This is a genomic window from Streptomyces sp. NPDC001709, from assembly GCF_053596375.1.
This window is the reverse complement of record NZ_JBSFGB010000001.1, coordinates 23,266-46,154: the sequence shown is the minus strand read 5'-3', so window position 1 is coordinate 46,154 and position 22,889 is coordinate 23,266. Positions and strand designations below refer to the sequence as shown.

The 22,889-nt window shown below is 71.1% G+C and carries 26 protein-coding genes; 21 read left to right on the top strand and 5 right to left on the bottom strand.

Translation table 11 applies throughout. The features are described 5' to 3' along the window. Nucleotides 1-166: 166 nt before the first annotated feature. The 6 genes from ACWC0C_RS00240 (at nt 167) to ACWC0C_RS00215 (ending at nt 5,778) form a co-directional block, all read left to right on the top strand. Nucleotides 167-955, top strand: a complete 789-nt coding sequence (locus ACWC0C_RS00240; RefSeq protein WP_449197544.1) for a response regulator transcription factor — start codon at nt 167-169, stop codon at nt 953-955. Nucleotides 956-1,071: 116 nt separating this feature from the next. Beyond that, nucleotides 1,072-2,094 (top strand): LacI family DNA-binding transcriptional regulator, encoded by a 1,023-nt coding sequence (locus ACWC0C_RS00235; protein ID WP_449197543.1) that lies wholly within the window; start codon nt 1,072-1,074, stop codon nt 2,092-2,094. Nucleotides 2,095-2,226: 132 nt separating this feature from the next. Next, a complete protein-coding gene (locus ACWC0C_RS00230; RefSeq protein ID WP_450860445.1) occupies nt 2,227-3,222 on the top strand; it encodes a S1C family serine protease in 996 nt (331 codons plus the stop codon). 31 nt (nt 3,223-3,253) lie between these two features. After that, entirely contained in the window at nt 3,254-3,496 is a 243-nt protein-coding gene (locus tag ACWC0C_RS00225; protein ID WP_450860444.1) for a hypothetical protein, read from the top strand. Between the two features lie 84 nt (nt 3,497-3,580). Then, nucleotides 3,581-4,315, top strand: a complete 735-nt coding sequence (locus tag ACWC0C_RS00220; protein ID WP_055706594.1) for a response regulator transcription factor — start codon at nt 3,581-3,583, stop codon at nt 4,313-4,315. After that, the gene (locus ACWC0C_RS00215; RefSeq protein WP_450860442.1) at nt 4,312-5,778 is read left to right on the top strand and encodes a sensor histidine kinase; all 1,467 of its coding nucleotides are present in this window, start codon (nt 4,312-4,314) and stop codon (nt 5,776-5,778) included. The genes ACWC0C_RS00220 and ACWC0C_RS00215 overlap by 4 nt, the downstream gene beginning before the upstream one ends. Nucleotides 5,779-5,802: 24 nt before the next feature. Here the strand turns inward: ACWC0C_RS00215 and ACWC0C_RS00210 are convergent, their stop codons facing one another. Further along, nucleotides 5,803-6,291 (bottom strand): MarR family winged helix-turn-helix transcriptional regulator, encoded by a 489-nt coding sequence (locus ACWC0C_RS00210; protein WP_450860440.1) that lies wholly within the window; start codon nt 6,289-6,291, stop codon nt 5,803-5,805. Nucleotides 6,292-6,398: 107 nt separating this feature from the next. On the opposite strand from ACWC0C_RS00210, the gene ACWC0C_RS00205 reads away from it, so the two are divergent. The 11 genes from ACWC0C_RS00205 to ACWC0C_RS00155 all read left to right on the top strand — a co-directional run bounded on the left by ACWC0C_RS00205 (nt 6,399) and on the right by ACWC0C_RS00155 (nt 17,638). Further along, nucleotides 6,399-7,289, top strand: coding sequence for an NmrA/HSCARG family protein (locus ACWC0C_RS00205; protein ID WP_450860439.1), 891 nt, complete (start codon nt 6,399-6,401; stop codon nt 7,287-7,289). Then, the gene (locus ACWC0C_RS00200) at nt 7,286-7,768 is read left to right on the top strand and encodes a MarR family winged helix-turn-helix transcriptional regulator (RefSeq protein WP_450860437.1); all 483 of its coding nucleotides are present in this window, start codon (nt 7,286-7,288) and stop codon (nt 7,766-7,768) included. The genes ACWC0C_RS00205 and ACWC0C_RS00200 overlap by 4 nt, the downstream gene beginning before the upstream one ends. A gap of 10 nt (nt 7,769-7,778) precedes the next feature. Next, nucleotides 7,779-9,044 (top strand): ATP-binding protein, encoded by a 1,266-nt coding sequence (locus ACWC0C_RS00195; protein WP_450860435.1) that lies wholly within the window; start codon nt 7,779-7,781, stop codon nt 9,042-9,044. Further along, nucleotides 9,041-10,168: a tetratricopeptide repeat protein gene (locus ACWC0C_RS00190; protein WP_450860434.1), complete on the top strand. Its 1,128-nt coding sequence runs from the start codon at nt 9,041-9,043 to the stop codon at nt 10,166-10,168. The genes ACWC0C_RS00195 and ACWC0C_RS00190 overlap by 4 nt, the downstream gene beginning before the upstream one ends. A gap of 131 nt (nt 10,169-10,299) precedes the next feature. Continuing rightward, nucleotides 10,300-11,226 (top strand): mycothiol synthase, encoded by a 927-nt coding sequence (gene mshD, locus ACWC0C_RS00185; protein WP_450860432.1) that lies wholly within the window; start codon nt 10,300-10,302, stop codon nt 11,224-11,226. A 92-nt stretch (nt 11,227-11,318) separates the two neighbouring features. Then, nucleotides 11,319-11,705, top strand: coding sequence for a GntR family transcriptional regulator (locus ACWC0C_RS00180; RefSeq protein WP_450860430.1), 387 nt, complete (start codon nt 11,319-11,321; stop codon nt 11,703-11,705). Next, the gene (locus ACWC0C_RS00175) at nt 11,702-12,598 is read left to right on the top strand and encodes an ABC transporter ATP-binding protein (protein ID WP_450860428.1); all 897 of its coding nucleotides are present in this window, start codon (nt 11,702-11,704) and stop codon (nt 12,596-12,598) included. The genes ACWC0C_RS00180 and ACWC0C_RS00175 overlap by 4 nt, the downstream gene beginning before the upstream one ends. Then, entirely contained in the window at nt 12,595-13,602 is a 1,008-nt protein-coding gene (locus tag ACWC0C_RS00170; RefSeq protein ID WP_450860426.1) for an ABC transporter permease, read from the top strand. Before ACWC0C_RS00175 ends, ACWC0C_RS00170 begins: the two co-directional genes overlap by 4 nt. A gap of 137 nt (nt 13,603-13,739) precedes the next feature. Next, a complete protein-coding gene (locus ACWC0C_RS00165; RefSeq protein WP_450860424.1) occupies nt 13,740-16,097 on the top strand; it encodes an RNA degradosome polyphosphate kinase in 2,358 nt (785 codons plus the stop codon). After that, complete coding sequence (locus ACWC0C_RS00160; protein ID WP_450860422.1) at nt 16,078-17,190, top strand: CHAD domain-containing protein; 1,113 nt, start codon at nt 16,078-16,080, stop codon at nt 17,188-17,190. The genes ACWC0C_RS00165 and ACWC0C_RS00160 overlap by 20 nt, the downstream gene beginning before the upstream one ends. Before the next feature lie 19 nt (nt 17,191-17,209). Next, nucleotides 17,210-17,638 (top strand): NUDIX hydrolase, encoded by a 429-nt coding sequence (locus ACWC0C_RS00155; RefSeq protein WP_450860421.1) that lies wholly within the window; start codon nt 17,210-17,212, stop codon nt 17,636-17,638. A 92-nt stretch (nt 17,639-17,730) separates the two neighbouring features. Here ACWC0C_RS00155 and ACWC0C_RS00150 read toward each other — a convergent pair whose 3' ends face one another. After that, nucleotides 17,731-18,060, bottom strand: a complete 330-nt coding sequence (locus ACWC0C_RS00150) for a hypothetical protein (RefSeq protein WP_449197527.1) — start codon at nt 18,058-18,060, stop codon at nt 17,731-17,733. 147 nt (nt 18,061-18,207) lie between these two features. Further along, on the bottom strand, nt 18,208-18,402 hold the full coding sequence (locus ACWC0C_RS00145; RefSeq protein WP_449197526.1) for a hypothetical protein: 195 nt from the start codon (nt 18,400-18,402) through the stop codon (nt 18,208-18,210). A gap of 143 nt (nt 18,403-18,545) precedes the next feature. Here ACWC0C_RS00145 and ACWC0C_RS00140 point away from each other — a divergent pair, with 143 nt between their 5' ends. Both ACWC0C_RS00140 and ACWC0C_RS00135 read left to right on the top strand, forming a co-directional pair. Then, nucleotides 18,546-19,418, top strand: a complete 873-nt coding sequence (locus ACWC0C_RS00140) for a hypothetical protein (RefSeq protein ID WP_449197525.1) — start codon at nt 18,546-18,548, stop codon at nt 19,416-19,418. A gap of 101 nt (nt 19,419-19,519) precedes the next feature. Further along, nucleotides 19,520-19,687 carry a hypothetical protein gene (locus tag ACWC0C_RS00135; protein ID WP_449197700.1) on the top strand — a complete coding sequence of 56 codons (168 nt, stop codon included), beginning with the start codon at nt 19,520-19,522 and terminating at the stop codon, nt 19,685-19,687. Between the two features lie 3 nt (nt 19,688-19,690). Here the strand turns inward: ACWC0C_RS00135 and ACWC0C_RS00130 are convergent, their stop codons facing one another. Further along, complete coding sequence (locus ACWC0C_RS00130) at nt 19,691-20,035, bottom strand: metal-sensitive transcriptional regulator (protein ID WP_449197524.1); 345 nt, start codon at nt 20,033-20,035, stop codon at nt 19,691-19,693. Between the two features lie 233 nt (nt 20,036-20,268). On the opposite strand from ACWC0C_RS00130, the gene ACWC0C_RS00125 reads away from it, so the two are divergent. Beyond that, complete coding sequence (locus tag ACWC0C_RS00125; RefSeq protein ID WP_030941586.1) at nt 20,269-20,889, top strand: DUF47 domain-containing protein; 621 nt, start codon at nt 20,269-20,271, stop codon at nt 20,887-20,889. Nucleotides 20,890-20,896: 7 nt separating this feature from the next. Continuing rightward, a complete protein-coding gene (locus ACWC0C_RS00120) occupies nt 20,897-21,895 on the top strand; it encodes an anion permease (RefSeq protein WP_449197523.1) in 999 nt (332 codons plus the stop codon). A 182-nt stretch (nt 21,896-22,077) separates the two neighbouring features. Here the strand turns inward: ACWC0C_RS00120 and pstB are convergent, their stop codons facing one another. Then, nucleotides 22,078-22,854 (bottom strand): phosphate ABC transporter ATP-binding protein PstB, encoded by a 777-nt coding sequence (gene pstB / locus ACWC0C_RS00115; RefSeq protein ID WP_449197522.1) that lies wholly within the window; start codon nt 22,852-22,854, stop codon nt 22,078-22,080. Between the last annotated feature and the right edge of the window lie 35 nt (nt 22,855-22,889).

The following is a 22,889-nucleotide window of genomic DNA, read 5'->3' as shown; positions in this document are numbered from 1 at the left end:
TGGGCAGAGGACTCGGGCAGCGCAGCCCCCGGGTCCTTTTGTGCTTTCGGAAGCGTTGTATACGAAGCGGGAAACCTCAGGTGACCGCCGGTGTACGGGGCCTTCGGGATCGCAGAGCAGTGCCCGTCCGCACACGTCCTCGCAGGGACCGAGGAGGAACCGACGTATGAGTTCTCTGCTGCTGCTGACCAACGCCCTCCAGCCGTCGACGGAGGTGCTGCCCGCCCTCGGCCTGCTCCTGCACAACGTGCGGGTGGCCCCGGCGGAGGGCCCCGCCCTGGTCGACACCCCGGGCGCCGACGTGATCCTCGTCGACGGCCGCCGCGACCTGCCCCAGGTGCGCAGCCTGTGCCAGCTGCTGCGCTCCACCGGCCCCGGCTGTCCGCTGATCCTCGTCGTCACCGAGGGCGGTCTCGCCGCCGTCACCGCCGACTGGGGCATCGACGACGTGCTGCTCGACACCGCAGGCCCCGCCGAGGTGGAGGCGCGGCTGCGGCTGGCCATGGGCCGGCAGCAGATCGTCAACGACGACTCCCCCATGGAGATCCGCAACGGCGACCTCTCCGTGGACGAGGCGACCTACTCCGCCAAGCTCAAGGGCCGGGTCCTGGACCTGACCTTCAAGGAGTTCGAGCTGCTGAAGTACCTCGCCCAGCACCCGGGCCGCGTCTTCACCCGCGCCCAGCTGCTGCAGGAGGTCTGGGGGTACGACTACTTCGGCGGCACCCGTACGGTCGACGTCCACGTACGGCGGCTGCGCGCCAAGCTCGGCCCGGAGCACGAGTCGCTGATCGGCACCGTCCGCAACGTCGGCTACCGGTTCGTCACCCCCGAGAAGGGCGACCGGGGCGGCGAGGACGCCAAGGCCAGGGCCGACCGGGCAGAACGGGCCAAGGCCGAGGACGCGGAGGCATCCGCCGTCCAGGACGGCGCCGAGGTCCACGCGGAGGTCTAGTTCCGGCCCGTTTCCGCCCGGCAGGTGTGGCGGGCGACTGGGCAGGGCATTGCTTCCGCACATCCAAGCAGTGATACGCCCTGCCCAGAACGGGTCAATCCGCGTAGACTCCGCGCGTGGCGAAGGTGACTCGGGATGACGTGGCACGGCTGGCTGGAACCTCTACGGCCGTCGTCAGTTATGTCATCAACAACGGACCCCGGCCGGTCGCCCCGGCCACGCGCGAGCGTGTCCTCGCGGCGATCAAGGAACTGGGATACCGCCCGGACCGGGTCGCCCAGGCCATGGCCTCGCGCCGCACGGACCTCATAGGCCTGATCATCCCGGACGCCCGCCAGCCCTTCTTCGGCGAGATGGCGCACGCGGTCGAGCAGGCCGCCTCCGAGCGCGGAAAGATGGTCCTGGTCGGCAACACCGACTACATCGGTGAACGCGAGGTCCACTACCTGCGCGCCTTCCTGGGCATGCGCGTCTCCGGGCTCATCCTCGTCTCCCACGCCCTGAACGACCTGGCCGCCGCCGAGATCGACGCCTGGGACGCCCGGGTGGTGCTGCTGCACGAGCGGCCCGAGGCCATCGACGACGTGGCCGTGGTCACGGACGACCTGGGCGGCGCCCAGCTCGCCGTACGCCACCTGCTGGAGCACGGCTACGAGTACGTCGCCTGTATGGGCGGCACGGCGGAGACACCGGCCGTCGGCGACCCGGTCTCCGACCACGTCGAGGGCTGGAAGCGGGCCATGGACGAGGCGGGCCTGTCCACCGAGGGCCGGCTGTTCGAGGCGCCGTACAACCGCTACGACGCCTACCGCGTCGCCCTGGACGTCCTCTCCGGCCCCGACCGGCCGCCGGCGATCTTCTGCTCCACCGACGACCAGGCGATCGGCCTGCTGCGAGCCGCGCGCGAGCTGCGCATCGACGTGCCCGGCAAGCTGGCGGTGGCCGGGTTCGACGACATCAAGGAGGCGGCGCTGGCCGACCCGCCGCTGACCACGGTCGCCTCCGACCGCTCGGCGATGGCCCGGGCGGCGGTCGACCTGGTGCTGGACGACGGGCTGCGGGTGGCGGGCTCGCGGCGGGAGCGGCTGAAGACGTTCCCGTCCCGGCTGGTGGTGCGGACGAGCTGCGGCTGCGGCTGATTCCGGCACGCCTCCGCTGATTCCGGTACGCCTCTGCGCCGGGAGCATCTTTATATCGGGCAAACGAGGTTCTGCCGGGCTTCTCAGCGAGCACTCAGGAAGCTCTCATGGTCACCGGGGAGGCTACTAGTCATGACCGAGAGCCAGGGTGCACACACCCAGCCGCAGCAGCACAGCTACGCCGCTCCCGTGAGCCCGGAGTGGCCGCCCCCGCCGCCGTACGAGCCGGCCACGGGCCTCGCTCCCCACAAGCGCGGGCGCAACCGGGGTCCGGTCGCCCTCCTCGCGGCCGTCGCGATCGTGGCGGCGGCGGTCGGCGGCGCCACGGCGTACGGCTTCCAGGAGCTGACCAGCAAGGACACGGTCGCCACCGGCGGTACGACCACCCATGTGGTGCCGTCGAGCAAGAGGGGCGACGTCGCCGCCATCGCGGCCGCGGTCAGCCCGAGCGTGGTCGAGATCAACGCGACCCTCGGCAACGGCTCCTCCACCGGCTCCGGCGTGATCATCTCGTCGAACGGCGAGATCGTCACCAACAACCACGTCATCTCCGGCGCGCAGTCCATCAAGGTGCGCACCAGCGACGGCAAGAGCTACACCGCCGACGTCGTCGGCACCGACAGCTCCAAGGACCTCGCGCTGATCAAGCTGCGCGGCGCCTCGGGCCTGAAGCCCGCCTCGCTCGGCAACTCGTCGGGCGTCCAGGTCGGCGACGCGGTCGTGGCGATCGGCTCCCCCGAGGGCCTGACCGGCACGGTCACCAGCGGCATCGTCTCCGCCCTCAACCGGGACGTGACCGTGTCCACCGACGAGAACCAGGGTCAGGGCCAGGGCGGTGACGGCCAGTGGCCGTTCGAGTTCGGCGGCCGCCACTTCAACGGCGACACCGGCTCGTCCACGACGACCTACAAGGCCATACAGACCGACGCGTCCCTCAACCCGGGCAACTCCGGCGGCGCGCTGATCGACGCGAGCGGCAACGTCATCGGCATCAACTCCGCGATGTACTCGTCGAGCCAGCAGTCCTCGTCGTCCTCGGACGCGGGCAGCATCGGCCTCGGCTTCGCGATCCCCGTCAACACGGTCAAGTCCGACCTGGCCAAGCTGCGGGCGGGCAACAAGAGCTAACGCTTCACCCTCAGTCAGCAGGGAGTACGTCATGATCACCAAGGTTTCGCACCAGAACGCCGACCGCGGTCCCGCCGACATCACCCTGGCCCTCGCGGTCTCCCGCGCCCTGCACCTGCCCATCCCGGCGCCCCGCTCGCCCGAGCCGACGCCGCCCCGTGCGCCCGAGGTGGTCGGCACGCCGGTCCCCGAGCTGATGGGCCTGCGCACCGCCCCGGTCCGCACCCACCGCCGCAAGGTGCCGCTGAAGCGTCTGGCCGCGGTCCAGGCCTGAGCGTGGCAGGCTGAAAGACAGCCGTACGCCCTCGTGGCCCCCCGTACACCCCCCACCCCACCGCACCCCGAGGAATCGCGAGCGATGAGCCCCGCCGAAGGCGACCGTGACCCCCAGCGCATCCTGATCGTCGACGACGAGCCGGCCGTACGCGAGGCGCTCCAGCGCAGCCTGGCGTTCGACGGATACGACACGGAGGTCGCGGTCGACGGGGCGGACGCCCTGGAGAAGGCCACCGCCTACAAGCCCGACCTGGTCGTCCTGGACATCCAGATGCCCCGCATGGACGGCCTGACGGCGGCGCGCCGCATCCGCGGCGCCGGGGACACGACCCCGATCCTCATGCTCACGGCCCGCGACACGGTCGGCGACCGGGTCACCGGGCTGGACGCCGGGGCGGACGACTACCTGGTCAAGCCCTTCGAACTCGACGAACTCTTCGCCCGCATCCGAGCACTCCTGCGCCGCAGCTCGTACGCGGCGGCGGTGTCGGCCGAGGCCCAGGAGGACGAGGCGCTCACCTTCGCCGACCTGCGCATGGACCTGGCGACGCGCGAGGTCACCCGGGGCGGCCGCCAGGTCGAACTGACCCGCACGGAGTTCACGCTCCTGGAGATGTTCATGGCCCACCCGCGCCAGGTCCTCACCCGCGAGCAGATCCTGAAGGCGGTCTGGGGCTTCGACTTCGAGCCCTCCTCCAACTCCCTCGACGTCTACGTCATGTACCTGCGCCGCAAGACCGAGGCGGGCGGCGAGCCGCGCCTCGTGCACACGGTGCGGGGAGTCGGATACGTCCTGCGCCAGGGCGGCGCCGAGTGAACAAGCTGCTACGACGCTACCGGTCCCTGCCGATCAGGGCCCGGCTGGCGATGCTGGTCGCGGCGGCGGTGGCGTTCGCGGTGGCGGCGGTTTCGGTGACGGCGTGGTTCATCGTGCAGGGGAAGCTGTACGACCAGCTCGACGACGATCTGCAGAAGTCGCTGCGGGGCGCGGGACAGCTCGAACAGCTGAACTTCAGCCTCTCCAACTGCACCGACAGGCCCGCGGCCGGCGGGATCTTCCAGGACAGGTACTCCCAGGTAGTCACGGAGAACGGCAAGGTCTGCCTCATCGGGGGCGCCTCGGGCAAGATCAAGGTCACCGAGGCCGACAAGGCAGAGATCAAGGCCCTCGACAGCACTATCTACTTCCGTAACGGAGTCGACGGCGAGGGCAACGAGCTTCGCGTGCTCACCCGCCCCTTCCTCCCCACCTCGACCGCGAGCGGCGCACGCGGGCCCAACATCGGCGTACAGGTCGCCGTCCCGCTACGGAACACCGAGAAGACCCTCAACGACCTGGCGCTCGTCCTGCTCCTCGTCTCGGGTATCGGCGTCATAGGAGCCGGTGCCGCCGGCCTGGCGGTCGCCCGTGCCGGGCTGCGCCCCGTCGACAAGCTCACCGAGGCCGTGGAGCACGTGGCACGGACCGAGGACCTGACCATCCGCATCCCCGTGGAGGACGACAGCGAGGACGAGGTGGCCCGGCTTTCCCGCTCGTTCAACTCGATGACCGCGTCCCTGGCCAGCTCCCGCGAACTCCAGCAGCAGCTGATCGCCGACGCCGGCCACGAGCTCCGTACGCCCCTGACGTCGCTGCGCACGAACATCGAGCTCCTCACCCGCAGCGAGGAGACGGGCCGTCCGATCCCGCCCGAGGACCGCAAGGCGCTGCTCGCCTCGGTGAAGGCGCAGATGACCGAACTGGCCGCGCTGATCGGCGACCTGCAGGAGCTGTCCCGCTCGGAGGGCCAGCGGGGCGAGCGCGTGCAGGTGGTCTCCTTCCAGGACGCGGTCGAGGCGGCGCTGCGCCGCGCCCGCCTGCGCGGCCCGGAGCTGACGATCGCGGCGGACCTGGAGCCCTGGTACGTCCGGGCGGAGCCGTCCGCGCTGGAGCGGGCGATCGTCAACATCCTCGACAACGCGGTGAAGTTCAGCCCCGACGGCGGCACGATCGAGGTACAGCTCGCCAAGGGCGTCCTGACGGTCCGCGACCACGGCCCCGGCATCCCCGAGGACGAACTCCCGTACGTCTTCGACCGCTTCTGGCGCTCCCCCAGCGCCCGCGCCCTCCCCGGCTCGGGCCTCGGCCTGTCCATCGTGGCCCGCACGATCCAGCAGGCGGGCGGCGAGGTCACCCTCTCCCACGCGCCCGGCGGCGGCACGACGGCAACGGTACGGCTCCCGGGCGCACCGACCCCGCCACCGGAGGCCCCGGAGACGGCCGGGACACTGGTCGGCTGATCGAAGCCGGTCCGCCGGGTCGCCTCAGTCCGGCTTGGGCATGGCGCGCAGGCGCTCGATCTGGGTGCGGCTCAGGTCGTTCGCGCGGCGCATGTGGTGGGTGATCGCCCTCAGTTCGTCCTCGGTGTGGTCGTCGAGCAGGCTCTGCCAGGTGCGGCCCAGCTCGTCCCACACCGCGGCGACGCGGGCGACGCGTTCCGGCACCGGGGTGACCAGCACCCGCCGGCGGTCCCGCGGATCGGACGCGCGGGCCACATAGCCGCCGCGTTCGAGCCGGTCCACCAGGCGCGTGGCCGAGCCCGTGGTGAGGCCGGTCATGTCGGCGATCTGCCGGACCGTGAGCGGCTCCGGCTCGGCCGTCAGCAGGCTCAGGGCCTGCAGGTCGGTGGGGTGCATGCCGAGGTGGTCGGCTACGGCCTGGTTGAACAGCACGTACGACGCGTGATAGCGGCGCGACTCCGTCGACAACTCCTCGTACAGCCGGGCCCGGCGTGGGTCCGTCGCGTCCGTCACGTGGCTCGCCTCCAAAAAACACTGCGCGGCGCAGTAAACACCCTGCTACTCTCCTGCGTGGCACAGCTAATGCGCCACACAGCAATACTAGCCATCGGGAGAGACCCATGCTCACCGTCGCCGTCACCGGAGCCACCGGCGCCCAGGGCGGAGCCACCGCCCGCGCCCTCCTGGCCGCCGGCCACCGTGTCCGCGCCCTGACCCGCCACCCGGACGCACCGCCCGCCACCACCCTGCGCGCCCTCGGCGCCGAGATCCGCCACGCCGACTTCGAGGACCGCGCCTCCCTCGACGCCGCCCTCACCGGTGCGGACGCGCTCTTCGCCGTGACCACCCCGTTCGGCACCGACACGGACACCGAGGTACGGCAGGGCAGGGCCCTCGTCGACGCCGCGGCGGCCGCCCGCCTCGGACACGTCGTCCTGACCTCCGCCGCGCACGCCGACCGCGGCACCGGTGTCCCGCACTACGACAGCAAGCACCAGGTCGAGCGCCATCTGCGCGCTTCCGGCGTGCCCTGGACGGTGATCGCCCCGGCCGCGTTCATGGACAACTACGCCGGTGGCTGGACCCTGGCCGGACTGCGCGAGGGCGTCTTCGGCTGGCCCATGCCCGCCGGCCGGCCCTTCGCCCTCATCCCCGCCGCCGACATCGGCGCGTTCGCCGCACTGGCCCTGGAGCGCCGGGCCGACTTCACCGGCCGCCGTATCGACATCGCGTCCGACACCCGCACCCCGGCACAGATCGCGGCCGCCCTGGCCACCGCCACCGGCCGCCCGATCTCCCACCACGAGGTCGCCCTCGACATCGTCCGCAGCCACTCCGCGGACCTCGCGGCCATGTTCACGTACTTCACCACGACCGGCCTGGACGTCGACGCCGCCGCCCTGCGCCGCGCCTACCCCGAGATCGCCTGGCACACCTTCACCGACTGGGCCACCGAGCAGAACTGGCCCGCCCTCCTGACCGAACCCCACACCGAGGGAACCCCCGCGTGAAGCCCATCGGCTACTGGCTCAACCGCACCGACAAGGCCCTGACCCGCGCGCTGAACGGCGTGCTGTCGGAGTTCGGCCTCACCCGCCTGGACTGGCAGGTCCTCAACGTCATCCGCGACACCACCCCCGAGGCCGGCGACTCCGACGTGCTGTCGGTACTCGCCGCCAACGCGGACGCCCTCACACTGAGGGCCGCCGTCGACGCCGTACTGACCGGCGGCTGGGCGACCCGCCCCGCACCGCACCGGCTGGCCCTCACCCCCGCCGGGCACCGCCGCCTGGCCTCCGTCACCGAGCGGGTGAACGCCTTCCGTGACCTTTCCATGACCGGCATCTCACCGGACGAGTACCGCACCGCCGTCCACGTCCTGGAACGCATGACCCACAACGTCGAGGCGGGCGGCAACCCTTCCCTCCCCGAGTACAAGAACACCGGCCCGAGTGCGGGGGGTCGTAGCTCTGTCAGAGGGGCTCCGTAGGCTGGGGCCCATGCCGGAAGACTCCCCGCTGATACACAGCCTGCGCACGGCCGTTGCCGCCGCGCCCGCCGATGTGCCGCTCCGACTGCACCTGGCCGACCTGCTCCTGAGTGAGGGTCAGTCCGACGCCGCCATCGCCGAGGTGGCCGTCGCCCTGCAGCACGCTCCCGGTGACGCGCAGGCACGGCAGCTCATGGCCCGCGCCATGGGAGCACCCCAGCAGCCCGCCGCGCAGGCTCCCGCCACCCAGCCGACCGCACCCGAGCAGCGGCGCAGCCCCTTCGACTGGAAAGCCGCCGAGGAGCAGGTCGTCGACGTCGTACCGCCGCGCTTCGTCGAGGCGGAGGCCCCGATGCGGGCGGACGGTGACGACGACCCCGGGGACGCCGAGGCCTGGGACGTGGAGCGGCCCGGCGGGGTGCGGCTTGCCGATGTCGGCGGGATGCAGGAGGTCAAGGACCGGCTGGAGGCCGCCTTCCTCGCGCCTCTCCGCAATCCCGAGCTGCGGAAGCTGTACGGGAAGAGCCTGCGCGGCGGGCTGCTGCTGTACGGGCCGCCGGGATGCGGGAAGACCTTCATCGCGCGGGCCGTCGCCGGGGAACTCGGCGCCTCCTTCCTGTCGGTCTCCGTCAACGACGTGCTCGACATGTGGACCGGCAACTCCGAGCGCAACATGCACGAGATCTTCCAGACCGCGCGGCGGCAGGCGCCGTGTGTGGTGTTCCTGGACGAACTCGACGCGCTCGGCGCCAAGCGCAGCCGTACCGCGCACAGCGCGATGCGGAACACCGTCAACCAGCTGCTGACCGAGCTGGACGGGATCGACGCGGGCGCGAACGAGGGGGTGTTCGTGCTCGCCGCCACCAATGTCCCCTGGGACGTCGACAACGCGTTGCGGCGGCCGGGGCGGCTGGACCGGACGCTGCTCGTGCTGCCCCCGGACACGGCCGCCCGTGAGGCGATCCTCCGGTACCACCTGCGGGAGAGGCCCATCGAGAGCATCGACGTGGCCAAGCTGGCCAAGGTCACCGAGGGGCTCTCCGGGGCCGACCTGGCCCACGTCTGCGAGGCCGCCGCCGAGCGCGCGCTGCTCGACTCCGCCCGGACCGGGACCGTACGGATGATCGGGATGAAGGACCTGCTGGCGGCTGCCAAGGAGGTCGTACCGTCCTGCGACCCGTGGTTCGCCGCCGCCCGGAACGTGGCGATGTTCGCCAACGAAGGCGGCATGTACGACGACCTCATCGCCTACCTGAAGAAGCGGCGGAAGCTGTGAGCAACACCGGTCTGCACCCGGCTCTGGAGCGGGCCGACGCGCTGTACGAACTGCGGCGCTACGACGAGGCGAAGGCCGTGCTCGGCCGGCGGCTCGCCGAGGATCCGGAGGACGTCGGCGCCTTGGTCCGGCTCTCCCGCTGCCATCTGGCCGGAAAGGACGAGGCCGCACAGGCACTGGAGGCGACCGAGCGGGCGCTGGCCATCGACCCGGAGCACATCGGCGCGCTCCTCCAGCACGCGCGCGCCCTCCAGTCCAACTCCCGCATCGTGGACGCCGAGGCCCCCCTGCGCGAGGTCATCCGCCTCGCCCCCGAGTACTGGTACGGGTACGCCCTGCTCGGCGACTGGCTGTACCGCATACGGGCGCTGCGCTTCGGAGTCGCCAACGGCGGCTCGATCACCCACGAGGCCATGGTCGGCTTCCTCCAGGAGTCGGACGAACTCGCCCTCACCGCCGTACGGTTGGCGCCCGAGGAGGTCCACCCGTACGAGGTGCGCTGGCGGATCGCCCGGATGGACGACAACCAGGAGGTCATGGACGAGATGGACCAGGTCATCCTGCGTCTCGACCCGAACCACCCCGAGGCCCTGGCCCGGCAGACGAAGAAGGCCGCCACCGCACCCGGCGTCAAGGCCGCCGAAGCCGCCACCCTCTATGCCGACGCCCTCGCCGCCACCCCGGATTCCCCGGACCTTCAGCAGGGCCTGGACCACGCCTCCTACCGGTTGCTGCGCGGGATGCGCTGGCTCGCCCTGCTCAGTCTCGGATTGGCCGGCACCATGCTCGACCTGTGGACCAAGCAGGGGCAGGTCCCGCGCGAACTGCCCGTCCCGCTCGGGCAGCGGCTGTGGTACGTCGTGCCCGTCGGCGCCCTCTGGGCCGTCGGTGCGCTGCTGCGCTACCGGCGGCTGCGGATGGGCGTCCGCTACAACCTCCGCTCCCTGCTCCACCGCCGCCGCTGGCCCCGGATCGTCCTCGGCCAGGCCGCCTGGGCCGTGCTGTGCGCCCTGGTGATCAGCCAGGTGCCGTGGGCCGAGCGGTCGGTGCCGCGGATCGTCTTCTGGGCGGGGCTGGTGCCGACGCTGGCGACCATCTGGTTCGACCGCAGGAAGACCACCTGAGCGTTTCCCGTGATTTACGCCGGTGAATTCCGATAAGGAAAACATCACGACATTCGGAATCCGGGAAAAGCCAATTCCGGCGAGAACCCAATTAAAGAGCTTTTATGGAGAGCCTGCCGTACCCTCTACGCATGAGCAGCGACGACACCGTACGAGCCTTCCCCGCCCGCTCCATCGAGACCTACTCCGCGCTCACCCCGGACCGGGCCGAGGCCGTGCTGGCCCTGCTCGCCGAGGCCGCCGGGATCGACGGACAGCAGCCGGTGTCCGAGCAGGGCCGGCTGCAGCTGCGGGGAGGTACCCGCGAGGGCGTCTCGCATCTGCTGCTGACCGTCGGCGGCGAACTCGTCGGCTACGCCCAGCTGGAGGACACCGACCCGGTGGAGGCACCGGCCGCCGAACTCGTCGTCCACCCCGCGCACCGCGGCCACGGCCACGGCCGGGCGCTCGGTTCCGCCCTGCTCGCCGCCTCCGGCAAGCGACTGCGGGTGTGGGCACACGGCGGGCACCCCGCCGCCCGGCACCTCGCCCAGGTGCTCGGCCTGACCCTGTTCCGTGAACTGCGCCAGATGCGGCGGCCGCTGACCGATCTGCAGCTGCCGGATCCGGTGCTGCCGGAGGGCGTGACCGTGCGCACCTTCGTGCCCGGCAAGGACGACACGGCCTGGCTCGCGGTCAACGCGGCCGCCTTCGCCCACCACCCCGAGCAGGGCTCGCTGACCCAGCGCGACCTCGACGACCGCAAGGCCGAGCCGTGGTTCGACCCGGCCGGGTTCTTCCTCGCCGAGCGGCGTGGGGAGTTGATCGGCTTCCACTGGACCAAGGTGCACGCCGAGGAGGGCCTCGGCGAGGTCTACGTCCTCGGGGTCCGCCCCGGCGAACAGGGCGGCGGCCTCGGCAAGTCCCTCACCACGATCGGCCTGCGGCACCTGGCCGGCCAGCAACTGCCGACCGCGATGCTCTACGTCGATGCCGACAACCAGGCGGCGGTGTCGGTGTACGAGCGGCTGGGATTCGCCACGTACGAGACGGATTTGATGTACCGCACGGAAGCCTGACATAGAGCTACACAAGGGGCGGCCGGCTTGACGGCCGCCCCTTCCTTGCACCACCCTTTCACTACTCAATTAGTGAAAGGGTGGTTCAACGCGTGGTCGAATACCGCATCGACCGGCACAGCGGGGTCGCCACCTACGTCCAGATCGTCCAGCAGACCAAGCAGGCCCTGCGCATGGGCCTGCTCCAGCCGGGAGACCGGCTGCCCACCGCACGTGAGGTCGTGGAGGCCACCGCGATCAACCCCAACACCGTCCTGAAGGCGTACCGGGAGCTGGAGCGGGAGGGGCTGGTGGAGGCGCGCCGCGGGCTCGGCACCTTCGTGCGGCGCGCGCTCGGCACCACCCCGGTCGACCCCTCCCTGCGCACCGAGCTGGAGGCGTGGGCCGAGAAGGCACGCGTCGCGGGGCTGGAGCGGGACGACGTGGCCGCGCTCTTCACCGCCATACTCGACCGGCACTTCCAGGGAGAACGTTCATGAGCGACACCGCGATCGAGGCGACCGGCCTCGGCAAGCGCTTCGGGCGCCGGGGAGGCTGGGCGCTGCGCAACTGTGCCTTCCGGCTGCCCGCCGGGCGGGTGTGCGCGGTCGTGGGGCCCAACGGCGCCGGCAAGTCGACGCTGCTCGCCCTCGCCGCCGGGCTGCTCCCGCCCACCGAGGGACAGGTGCGGGTGCTCGGCACCAGCCCGGCCGCGGCCCGCCCGCGGGTCGGCTACGTCGCCCAGGACAAGCCGCTCTACCCGCAGCTCACGATCGCCGAGATCCTCCGCATGGGCGCCGACCTCAACCCCGGCCACTGGGACACGGCCGTCGCCGAGCACGTCGTCGCGGCCGGCGACCTGGAGCCGGGGGCCCGCATACGCTCCCTCTCCGGCGGCCAGCGCACCCGCGTCGCGCTCGCCCTCGCCCTCGGCAAGCGGCCCGAACTGCTGCTCCTGGACGAGCCGATGGCCGACCTCGACCCGCTGGCCCGGCACGAGCTGATGGGCACACTGATGGCCCAGGCCGCCCAGTACGGCACCACCATCGCGATGTCCTCGCACGTCGTCGCCGAGCTGGAGGACTCCTGCGACCATCTGCTGCTGGTCGGTGACGGCGGGATCCGGCTGGCCGGGGAGATCGACGACCTGCTCGCCGTCCACCGCCGGGTCAGCGGCGCCGCCGACCCCGCCGCCCTCGGCGGGCACGCCGTGGTCGAGTCCCGGGTCACCGGCCGCCAGCTCACCGCCCTGATCCGCCCGGCCGGACCGCTGCCCGCGCACTGGCGCACCTCGGCGCCCTCGCTGGAGGAACTGGTCCTCGCCCACCTGCGCAATCCGGAGGCCCCCGCCTTCACCACCGCTCCGGCCGTCACCGAGGAGAGTGCCGCGTGACCATCGCCATGACCGCCCCCACCGTCACCCGGCCGCGCACGGCCCGCTGGCTGCTGCGCCTGCACCGCCCCGCGCTGTACGGCTGGGCCGCCCTGGTGATCGTCCTCACCGCGGTGCAGCTGGCCCTGGCCGGTCCGCTCGCCGACGCGGCGGCCGGGGGCTGGCGGCAGTTCCACGCGTGCACCGACATGATGACGTGCCGCTACGACCAAGCCGCGATCCTGCGCTACAAGGACTACTACGACTACGCCACCTACGCCCTGGACGCGCTGCCCTTCCTGGTGGCCGCCTGGGCCGGCGCCGCCCTGACCGGCCGGGAAATGGAGACCGGCACCGCCCGGCTGGCCTGGACCCAGGGCACCTCCCCGGCCCGCTGGCTCACCGTCCGGCTGGCCGTCCCGGCGGCCCTCACCGCCGCCGGCACCTGTGCGCTGTCCTGGCTGCACCACCGCGCCTGGTCGGCGGGGCTGGGCCGGATCGGCTCCGCCAAGCGCTGGTACGACCTCGCGACCTTCCACGCGGGCGGTCCCACCACCGCCGCGCTGACCCTGACCGGGCTGGCGGCCGGCACCCTGGCGGGCCTGGTGCTGCGCCGTACGCTACCCGCGCTGGTCGTCGGCACGCTGGTCACCGCGGGCGTCGCCGGCCTGGCCCAGCAGCTGCTGCCCCACCTGTGGCCGGCGGTCACCCGGATCGGCACCCTCCACCAGGGCTACCGCGGTGACGGCATCATCGTCGACCAGGGGCTGGTGACCAGGACCGGCGCCCATGTGTCCTGCGGTTCCGGGGCGTGCGACCGCGCCTATGCGGACGCGGTCGGCTACTTCAACACCTATCACCCCTACTCTCACTACTGGCCCCTCCAGCTCACCGTCAGCGCGCTGTTCCTGGCGGTCACCGCGCTGCTCGCGCTCGCCTCCTACCTGGTGCTGCGCCGCCTGACCGGAGCGCTGCGGGCGGCCGGGACGGCCGGGGAGGCGAAGGGCGCCCTCGTCACCGCCTGATCGCCGTCGGATGCGCGGCCCCGAGCCCCGCCGGGGCGCTCCGAGCCGCTGCCAGGACGTGCGGGAGCCGCCCCGCGCTATCCCGCACGTCATGTCTCCGTAACCATTGATTCAGCCAAGCTTGCGACGCTCGGCCAATGAAGCCCGCCGTGCCAGAGCCTTCGCCGCCCCCCGAGGGGCCCGCGCCGAACGGTGTCGTGACGCTCCCGCTCGCTCGTTCCGACGCGCCCGTGAGACCCGTGGCGCGGAAGAATGGTGTCATGAGTCAGCAAGACGCCCAGGCACCGGTCCAGCACGCCCAGCCTTCCGTGGGTTCCATAGCCGCCCACCGCCCGCACACCGTGGCCGCCCCGGCCTCCTCCGACCTGGCCCCCGACATCGATGCCGATCTCGATGCCTACGAGGAGTCCCAGGTCGACGGCGCACCCCTGCCCCAGGGCCGCTTCCTCGACCGCGAGCGCAGCTGGCTGGCCTTCAACGAGCGCGTCCTGGAGCTCGCCGAGGACCCGAACACGCCGCTGCTGGAGCGCGCCAACTTCCTCGCGATCTTCGCCAGCAACCTGGACGAGTTCTTCATGGTCCGGGTGGCCGGTCTGAAGCGCCGCATCGCGACGGGTGTCGCCACCCGCTCCGCCTCCGGCCTCCAGCCCCGCGAGGTGCTGGAGATGATCTGGGCCCGCTCCCGTGAGCTCATGGCCCGGCACGCCGCCTGCTACCACGAGGACGTCGCCCCCGCGCTCGCGGAGGAGGGCATCCACCTGGTCCGCTGGAGCGAGCTGACCGACAAGGAGCAGGCCCGCCTGTTCACGCTCTTCCGGCACCAGATCTTCCCGGTGCTCACCCCGCTGGCCGTCGACCCCGCGCACCCCTTCCCGTACATCTCCGGCCTCTCCCTGAACCTGGCCGTCGTCGTACGCAACCCGGTCAGCGGCCACAAGCACTTCGCGCGCGTGAAGGTGCCGCCGCTGCTGTCCCGTTTCCTGGAGGCCACGCCGGGCCGGTACGTCCCCATCGAGGACGTCATCGCCGCGCACCTGGAGGAGCTGTTCCCGGGCATGGAGGTGCTGGAGCACCACACCTTCCGGCTCACCCGCAACGAGGACCTGGAGGTCGAGGAGGACGACGCCGAGAACCTCCTCCAGGCCCTGGAGAAGGAGCTCATGCGGCGCCGCTTCGGCCCGCCGGTGCGCCTGGAGGTCGAGGAGTCCGTCGACCGCGAGGTGCTGGACCTGCTGGTCCGCGAGCTGAAGATCTCCGAGGCCGAGGTGTACCCGCTGCCCGGCCCGCTGGACCTCACCGGCCTCTTCCGCATCCACGGCCTCGACCGGCCGGAGCTGAAGTACCCGAAGTTCGTCGCGGGCACCCACCGCGACCTGGCCGAGGTCGAATCGGCGTCGGCACCGGACATCTTCGCCGCCCTGCGCCAGCGGGACGTGCTCCTGCACCACCCGTACGACTCCTTCTCCACCTCCGTGCAGGCCTTCATCGAGCAGGCGGCCGATGACCCGGACGTCCTCGCGATCAAGCAGACCCTGTACCGCACCTCCGGCGACTCCCCGATAGTCAACGCGCTGATAGACGCCGCCGAGGCCGGCAAGCAGGTGCTGGTCCTGGTCGAGATCAAGGCCCGCTTCGACGAGCACGCCAACATCAAGTGGGCGAAGAAGCTGGAGGAGGCCGGCTGCCACGTCGTCTACGGCCTGGTCGGCCTGAAGACGCACTGCAAGCTGTCCCTGGTGGTCCGCCAGGAGGGCGAGACCCTGCGCCGCTACAGCCACGTCGGCACGGGCAACTACCACCCGAAGACGGCGCGCCTGTACGAGGACCTCGGCCTGCTCACGGCCGACCCGCAGGTCGGCGCGGACCTCTCCGACCTGTTCAACCGCCTGTCCGGCTACTCGCGCCGCGAGACCTACCGCCGCCTGCTGGTGGCCCCCAAGTCCCTGCGCGACGGCCTGGTCTCGCGGATCGACAAGGAGGCCGAGCACCACCGCGCGGGCCGTCCGGCCTTCATCCGCATCAAGGTCAACTCGATGGTCGACGAGGCGGTCATCGACGCCCTCTACCGCGCGTCCCAGGCGGGCGTACCGGTGGACGTGTGGGTGCGCGGCATCTGCGCGCTCCGCCCCGGCGTCACCGGCCTGTCCGACAACATCCGGGTCCGCTCGATCCTCGGCCGCTTCCTCGAGCACTCCCGGGTGTTCGCCTTCGGCAACGGCGGCGAGCCCGAGGTGTGGATCGGCAGCGCCGACATGATGCACCGCAACCTCGACCGCCGGATAGAGGCCCTGGTCCGCGTCGTCGACCCGGCCCACCGGGCGGCCCTCAACCGGCTGCTCGACACCGGCATGTCCGACTCGACCTCCTCCTGGCACCTCGGCCCGGACGGCGAGTGGACCCGGCACGCGACCGACACGGACGGACAGCCCCTGCGCAACGTTCAGGAGATGCTCATAGACGCCCGGAGGCGCCGGCGTGGCACAGCAACACCTTGACCCGACGGACCCCACGGCCGAGGTGCTGACCGGGGACGCCCTCGCGGCGTATCTGCGCGGCCAGGCCACGGAGTTCCTCCGTGCCCTGCGCCTGCACCGCGAGACCGGCGGTACGAACGGGGGGGCCTCCGCGCGCGATCGGTCGAGCGCGGGGGAAGGCGGCACGCAGCAGTCCGTCGACGCGGCGCGTGCCCTGCGCCGCTCGGCCCGCCGCATCAGCGGCAGCCTGCACACCTTCCGCCCCCTCCTCGACCCCGACTGGTCCGAGGAGATCCGCCCCGAACTGGCCTGGCTCTCCGGCACGCTGGGCCTGGAGCACGCGTACGAGGCCCGCCTGGAACGCCTGTTGCTGGCGCTGCACCGGTTGTCGGGGGCAGCGGTCCTGCCCGCCCAGGCAGTCGACGTCGTAGCCGCGGGCAGTCGTGCCGCTCCCGGCCCCGGCGCCCCCTCGGCCCCCACCCCGGAACGCGGCAACCTCACGGTAGGCGCGGCAAAGGCAGGCGCCCTGCTCGAACGGCAGCTGACCCTCGCCCGTACAAGGGCCCACTCCACAGCCCTCCAGGCACTGGGCTCGTCCCGCTTCCACGCCGTCGCGGACAAGGTCGCCGTACTGGCCAGCGAGGTCCCCCTCACCGCCACCGCCCCCACCACCGGTCTCCACCCCCTGGCAGCCGCTGCGGAGGAACGGCTGACAGACGCCGTCACGGCCCTCCCCCTGGTCGTCGCGGGCCACCCGTACAACGCGGAGGCCCTGGTCCACGGCCTGTCGCCGGACCCGACCCCGCACCCCCAGGACGGCCCCTGGCACCAGGTCCGCCTGCTGCTGCGCCTGCACCGGTACGCCCAGGAGGTGCTGCACGCGGGCAACATGCCGGTGGACGTACGGCTGCTGGCGGCGGGGCAGGCCCTGAACCGGCACCGGGACGCCTCGGAGGCGGCAGCGGCGGCGGCGCAGGCCGCCCGTACGCCACGGATCGCCCCGGCGACGGCGTACGCGCTCGGTGTGCTCCACGCCGACCAGCGGCACGAGGTGGAGGCCGCCAGGTTCGCCTTCCAGCAGGCATGGCAGAAGCAGATCGTCAACGCACCCTGAGTTCCCGCGAGGAGGCGGTGTGAGCGACACCCTGGTACGAGCGGCCGGCTGCGTGCTGTGGCGCCGTTCCGTCTCCGGCGGCGTCGAACTGGCCTTGGTCTTCAGGCCCAGGTGGTCCGACTGGTCCTGGCCCAAAGGGAAGATCAAGAAGAGGGAGACGGCCCGCGCGGCCGCCCTGCGCGAGGTGGAGGAGGAGACAGGACACACCTGCCGCCTCGGGTCGGGTCTGCCGCCTTCCCGCTACGTCGACAACGCGGGCCGGGAGAAGGAGGTCGAGTACTGGGCCGCGGAGTCGACCGGTGGAGCCTTCACGCCCAACAGCGAAGTGAGCGAGTTGGTCTGGCTGTCGCCGGACGAGGCCCGCGACCGCCTGACCTACGAGCGGGACAGGGAGCTGATCCCTGCGGCTCTCGTGGCCATCGGCATCGATCGGGACCGGGGGGACTGACCTGCCGGACATGGCCGGCCGAGCACACGCCCGACCGGCCATGACACAGATCCGCCACCTCTACCGCGTGGTGTCAGGGCGTCTCTGCCGCCTCAGAAGCCGACGCCGACACCGGCAGTGGTGCGCGAGGGCTTGTACTTGTGGTCGCCTTCGAACTCGGCCGTGTAACCACTGGAGAGCGCCTGGACCCACTGCAGAGGCTGCCCGGCGTGCTGCCCGGCGTTGGTGTGTACCTCGCCATTGGCATCGGTGAGGTCGGTGGCGACCTCCTTGCCGCCGACGTAGAAGTGGATCATCTCGCCCTCGATGCCCTCGCCGTCCGCGTCCGTGAGACGGCAGAGGACCGTGTCGCCGGCGAGCCGGCCGAGGTGGCCGGTCGCGTCACTGGCCTTGAGCCTGGTCGGCTTCTTGTCCTTCGGCATCGCACTACACCTCTTCTCTTCCCCCGTCTGGTGATCCCCCTCCGCCCTCAGGGTTACCTGGCGCATATGCGCCTGCCATACGCGTTAGCCCGTTCGAGTGAGCTGGTGACCCGTGCGCATGCGGGACCACGATGAAGAAACCGCAGGTCAATCGGCCTGCAGGCGGGTGAGGTGTCCCTCCCCGTCCGTGCGGGCCTGGCTGCGGGCCCTGCGGGCGGGGCCGCGCCAGCCGCAGCTGCAGCGGGCCACGCAGAACCGCCCCTGTTCGGTCGTCGTCGTGAGGTGTTCCTGCCCCGGCCGGGTGCCGTCCGGCCCGTCCTGCTCCGCCCCTGAGACTGCCACCCCGACAACGTTACCCACCCCGCGGTAAAGGGATCGCACGGCCGTCCTCACACCCCGGCGGCGCGTGACGGCGCCCCCTACCCGTCGTTAACCGGACGACAGGGGGCCCGTGACGGACGTACCGGCTTGGGGGTAGGCAGGCGATGGATCGGCGGCAGCACAGGAGCGTGGGCAGGACGGTCGTCGCGGTCGGCATCATGCTCGGCCTCGGGGCGGGTGCCACAGGCTGTTCCGGCCTCGGCGCCGCCGCCGAGGACGTCAAGGGCGGGGGCGATCCGGTCGCCCTCCTGCGCCGGGCCGCCGACACCCTGGGCGGCGCGGACGGTTCCAAGGCCACCACCTCCATGGAGATGGCCACAGGCGGCACCCGGGTCACCATCCGCGGCAAGGGCGTCTACGACTTCCGGCACCGGCTCGGCCGGCTCACGGTGGTCCTGCCCGAGGACCCGGCGGGCACCGCCGAGCACCAGCCCATCACCGAACTCCTCGCTCCCGGGGCCCTGTTCATGAAGAACCGGGGCGCGGGCGTGCCCGCCAGCAAGTGGGTGCGGGTGGACACCGCCACGCTGTCCGACGGCAATCTGGTCACCGGCGGCGCGACCGACCCGTACGCGGCGGCCGAGGTGCTGCGCGGGACGCGGACGGCGACCTACGTCGGGCGGACCGAGGTCGGCGGGACGTCCGTACGCCACTTCCGGGGCACGGCGGACCTGCGCAGCGCGGCCCGCCAGGCCTCCGCCGAGAACAGGGAGCCATTGGCCGCGGCGGCGAAAGGGTTCGCCACGGCCGAAGTGCCGTTCGACGCCTATCTCGACGACGAGGGCCGCATCCGCAAGCTCCGGCAGCACTTCAGCTTCGTCAACGGCCGGCAGCAGACCCCCGTGGCGGTCGCCTCGACGACCCTGCTCTACGACTTCGGCGCCCCCACCGACGTACGGCTGCCGCGCCCGGCGGACATCTACGCCGGCCGGATCGCGGAGGACGGGCACACGGACGAGAACAGGGGCGGACACTAGTCCGGGGTACCACCCCGTAAGTAGCCCGTCCGTGCCATGCGCGGTGTGTGGAGGGCTGCCTACTCTAGGAAGTCGGTAACGGCAGAGAAGAGGTGAGGCGAGTGGCTCCCGTCGGCGGTACGGCGGTGCAGGACCACGTGGCCCTCGCCGAGATCGAGCTGTGCGGAGAGCTGATCATCGCGGCCTCCGCGGCCGAGGACCGGCTCAGCCTGGAGAGCATCGACGAGGTACTGCGGGTGGCCGAGGAACGGGAGTCCTGGGAGTCCTGAGGTTCAGGACCGCAGCAGGCGGCCGATCGCCTTCGTCGCCTCGTCCACCTTGGCCTCGATCTCGTCGCCGCCCTTGACGGCCGCGTCCGCCACGCAGTGGCGCAGATGCTCCTCCAGCAGCTGCAGCGCGAAGGACTGCAGCGCCTTGGTGGAGGCGGAGACCTGGGTGAGTATGTCGATGCAGTACGTGTCCTCGTCGACCATTCGCTGCAGCCCGCGGATCTGCCCCTCGATCCGGCGCAGCCGCTTGAGGTGCTCGTCCTTCTGCTTGTGATAGCCGTACGTGGCGGATGTGTCGTGGCACGTGTCCCCGGCGGGGGCCGTGGCGCCGGCCTCGGTCGTCGTCATCGCGGGCCCTCCATCTCGGGACGACAATTGCGATCACAATTTTGATCACAATTGCGGGTACATACCCCTACTGGGTATATGGTAACGAACTTTCGGGGGTAAGGAGCCCTTGGTACGCCCCTGTGCTGATCACTCTGCCCGATGGGCGACACTGGGATGCGGCCCATTAGCCGTGGCCGGATGATGCGCCTAGCATCAGCCTGACCGAAACCGAAGCACCCCGAGGACCCCACGTGCGCTTTCGTCTGACCCCCAGGGAGACGAGCTTCTACGACATGTTCGCCGCATCCGCGGACAACATCGTCACCGGCTCGAAACTCCTGATGGAACTGCTCGGGGCGGACGCACCTGCCCGAGCCGAGATCGCAGAGCGTATGCGGGCCGCGGAACACGCGGGTGACGACGCCACACACGCGATCTTCCACCAGCTGAACTCCTCGTTCATCACGCCGTTCGACCGCGAGGACATCTACTCCCTCGCATCCTCCCTCGACGACATCATGGACTTCATGGAGGAGGCCGTCGACCTGGTCGTCCTCTACAACGTCGAGGAGCTGCCGAAGGGCGTCGAGCAGCAGATCGAGGTGCTGGCCCGGGCCGCCGAGCTGACGGCGGAGGCGATGCCGAACCTCCGCACGCTGGACAACCTCACCGAGTACTGGATCGAGGTGAACCGCCTGGAGAACCAGGCGGACCAGATCCACCGCAAGCTCCTCGCGCACCTCTTCAACGGCAAGTACGACGCGATCGAGGTGCTCAAGCTCAAGCAGATCGTGGACGTCCTGGAAGAGGCGGCGGACGCGTTCGAGCACGTGGCGAACACGGTGGAGACCATCGCCGTCAAGGAGTCCTGAGGCGTCGATGGACACCTTCGCCCTGGTCGTGACCATCGCGGTCGCGCTCTTCTTCACATACACGAACGGCTTCCACGACTCGGCGAACGCGATCGCGACGTCGGTGTCGACGCGTGCCCTGACCCCGCGCGCCGCGCTGGCGATGGCGGCGGTGATGAACCTGGCCGGTGCCTTCCTGGGCTCGGGGGTCGCCAAGACGGTCAGCGAGGGCCTGATCGCGACGCCCGCCGGCTCGGCGGGCATGGGCATCCTCTTCGCGGCGCTCATCGGCGCGATCACCTGGAACCTGATCACCTGGTACTTCGGCCTGCCGTCCTCCTCCTCCCACGCCCTGTTCGGCGGCCTGGTGGGGGCGGCCCTGGCGGGCGGTACGGCGGTCCACTGGAACGGCGTGCTGGACAAGGTCATCATCCCGATGTTCCTGTCGCCGGTGGTGGGCCTGATCGTCGGTTACCTGGTCATGCTGGCGATCATGTGGCTGTTCCGCCGGGCCAACCCGCACAAGGCCAAGCGGGGCTTCCGCATAGCGCAGACGGTCTCGGCGGCGGGCATGGCGCTCGGGCACGGCCTCCAGGACGCCCAGAAGACGATGGGCGTGGTCGTGATGGCACTGGTGATTTCCGGCCACGAGACGTTCGGCGACCCGATCCCGGTCTGGGTGAAGCTGGTCTCGGCGGTCATGCTGTCCCTGGGCACCTACGCGGGCGGCTGGCGCATCATGCGCACCCTGGGTCGCAAGATCATCGAACTGGACCCCCCGCAGGGCTTCGCGGCCGAGGCCACCGGCGCCTCGATCATGTTCGGCACCGCCTTCCTCTTCAAGGCCCCGATCTCCACGACCCACGTCATCACCTCGGCGATCATGGGCGTAGGCGCGACCAAGCGCGTCAACGCCGTCCGCTGGGGCGTGGCCAAGAACATCGTCATGGGCTGGTTCATCACGATGCCGGCGGCGGCGCTGGTCGCTGCGCTGGCTTTCGGCGTGGTGAAGCTGACGGTGCTGTAACCGCCCTTCCTTTCCCACCCGCCCACCCGTCTCGGCCGGCTGAAATGCCGGGCAAGGGGGTGGGCGTTCCTCATCTCCGTCCGTAGGCGCAACGCAATGGGCCCGCCCCCGGGAGCCAGGGGCGGGCCCTCTTGCGTCCTCGCGGTGGCACCGCCATGCAGCACCGCGAGGGGATCAGGGGATCAGCCGAAGCGGCCCGAGATGTAGTCCTCGGTCGCCTGCACCGACGGGTTGGAGAAGATCCGCTCGGTGTCGTCGATCTCGATCAGCCGGCCCGGCTGGCCCACCGCCGCCAGGTTGAAGAACGCCGTACGGTCCGAGACACGCGCCGCCTGCTGCATGTTGTGCGTCACGATGACGATCGTGAAGCGCTCCTTCAGCTCACCGATCAGGTCCTCGATGGCGAGGGTGGAGATCGGGTCCAGCGCGGAGCACGGCTCGTCCATGAGGAGGACCTTCGGCTCGACCGCTATCGCCCGCGCGATGCACAGACGCTGCTGCTGGCCGCCGGAGAGACCCGAGCCCGGCTTGTTCAGGCGGTCCTTCACCTCGTTCCAGAGGTTCGCGCCCTTGAGCGACTTCTCGACGATGTCGTTCAGCTGGGTTTTCTTGTAGTTGCCGTTCAGGCGCAGACCCGCCGCCACGTTGTCGAAGATCGACATCGTGGGGAAGGGGTTCGGGCGCTGGAAGACCATGCCCACCTCACGGCGGACGGACACCGGGTCGATCCCGGCGCCGTACAGGTCCTCGTCGTCCAGGAGCACCTTGCCCTCGACGCGGCCGCCGGGGGTGACCTCGTGCATCCGGTTCAGCGTGCGCAGGAACGTCGACTTGCCGCAGCCGGAGGGGCCGATGAACGCCGTCACCGAACGCGGCTCGACGGTCATCGAGATGTCTTCGATCGCCTTGTGGGAGCCGTAGTAGGCGGTCAGTCCGCTTACGTCGATTCGCTTGGCCATGTCTTCTACTTCACTTCCGGAGATTCAAGCTCGGT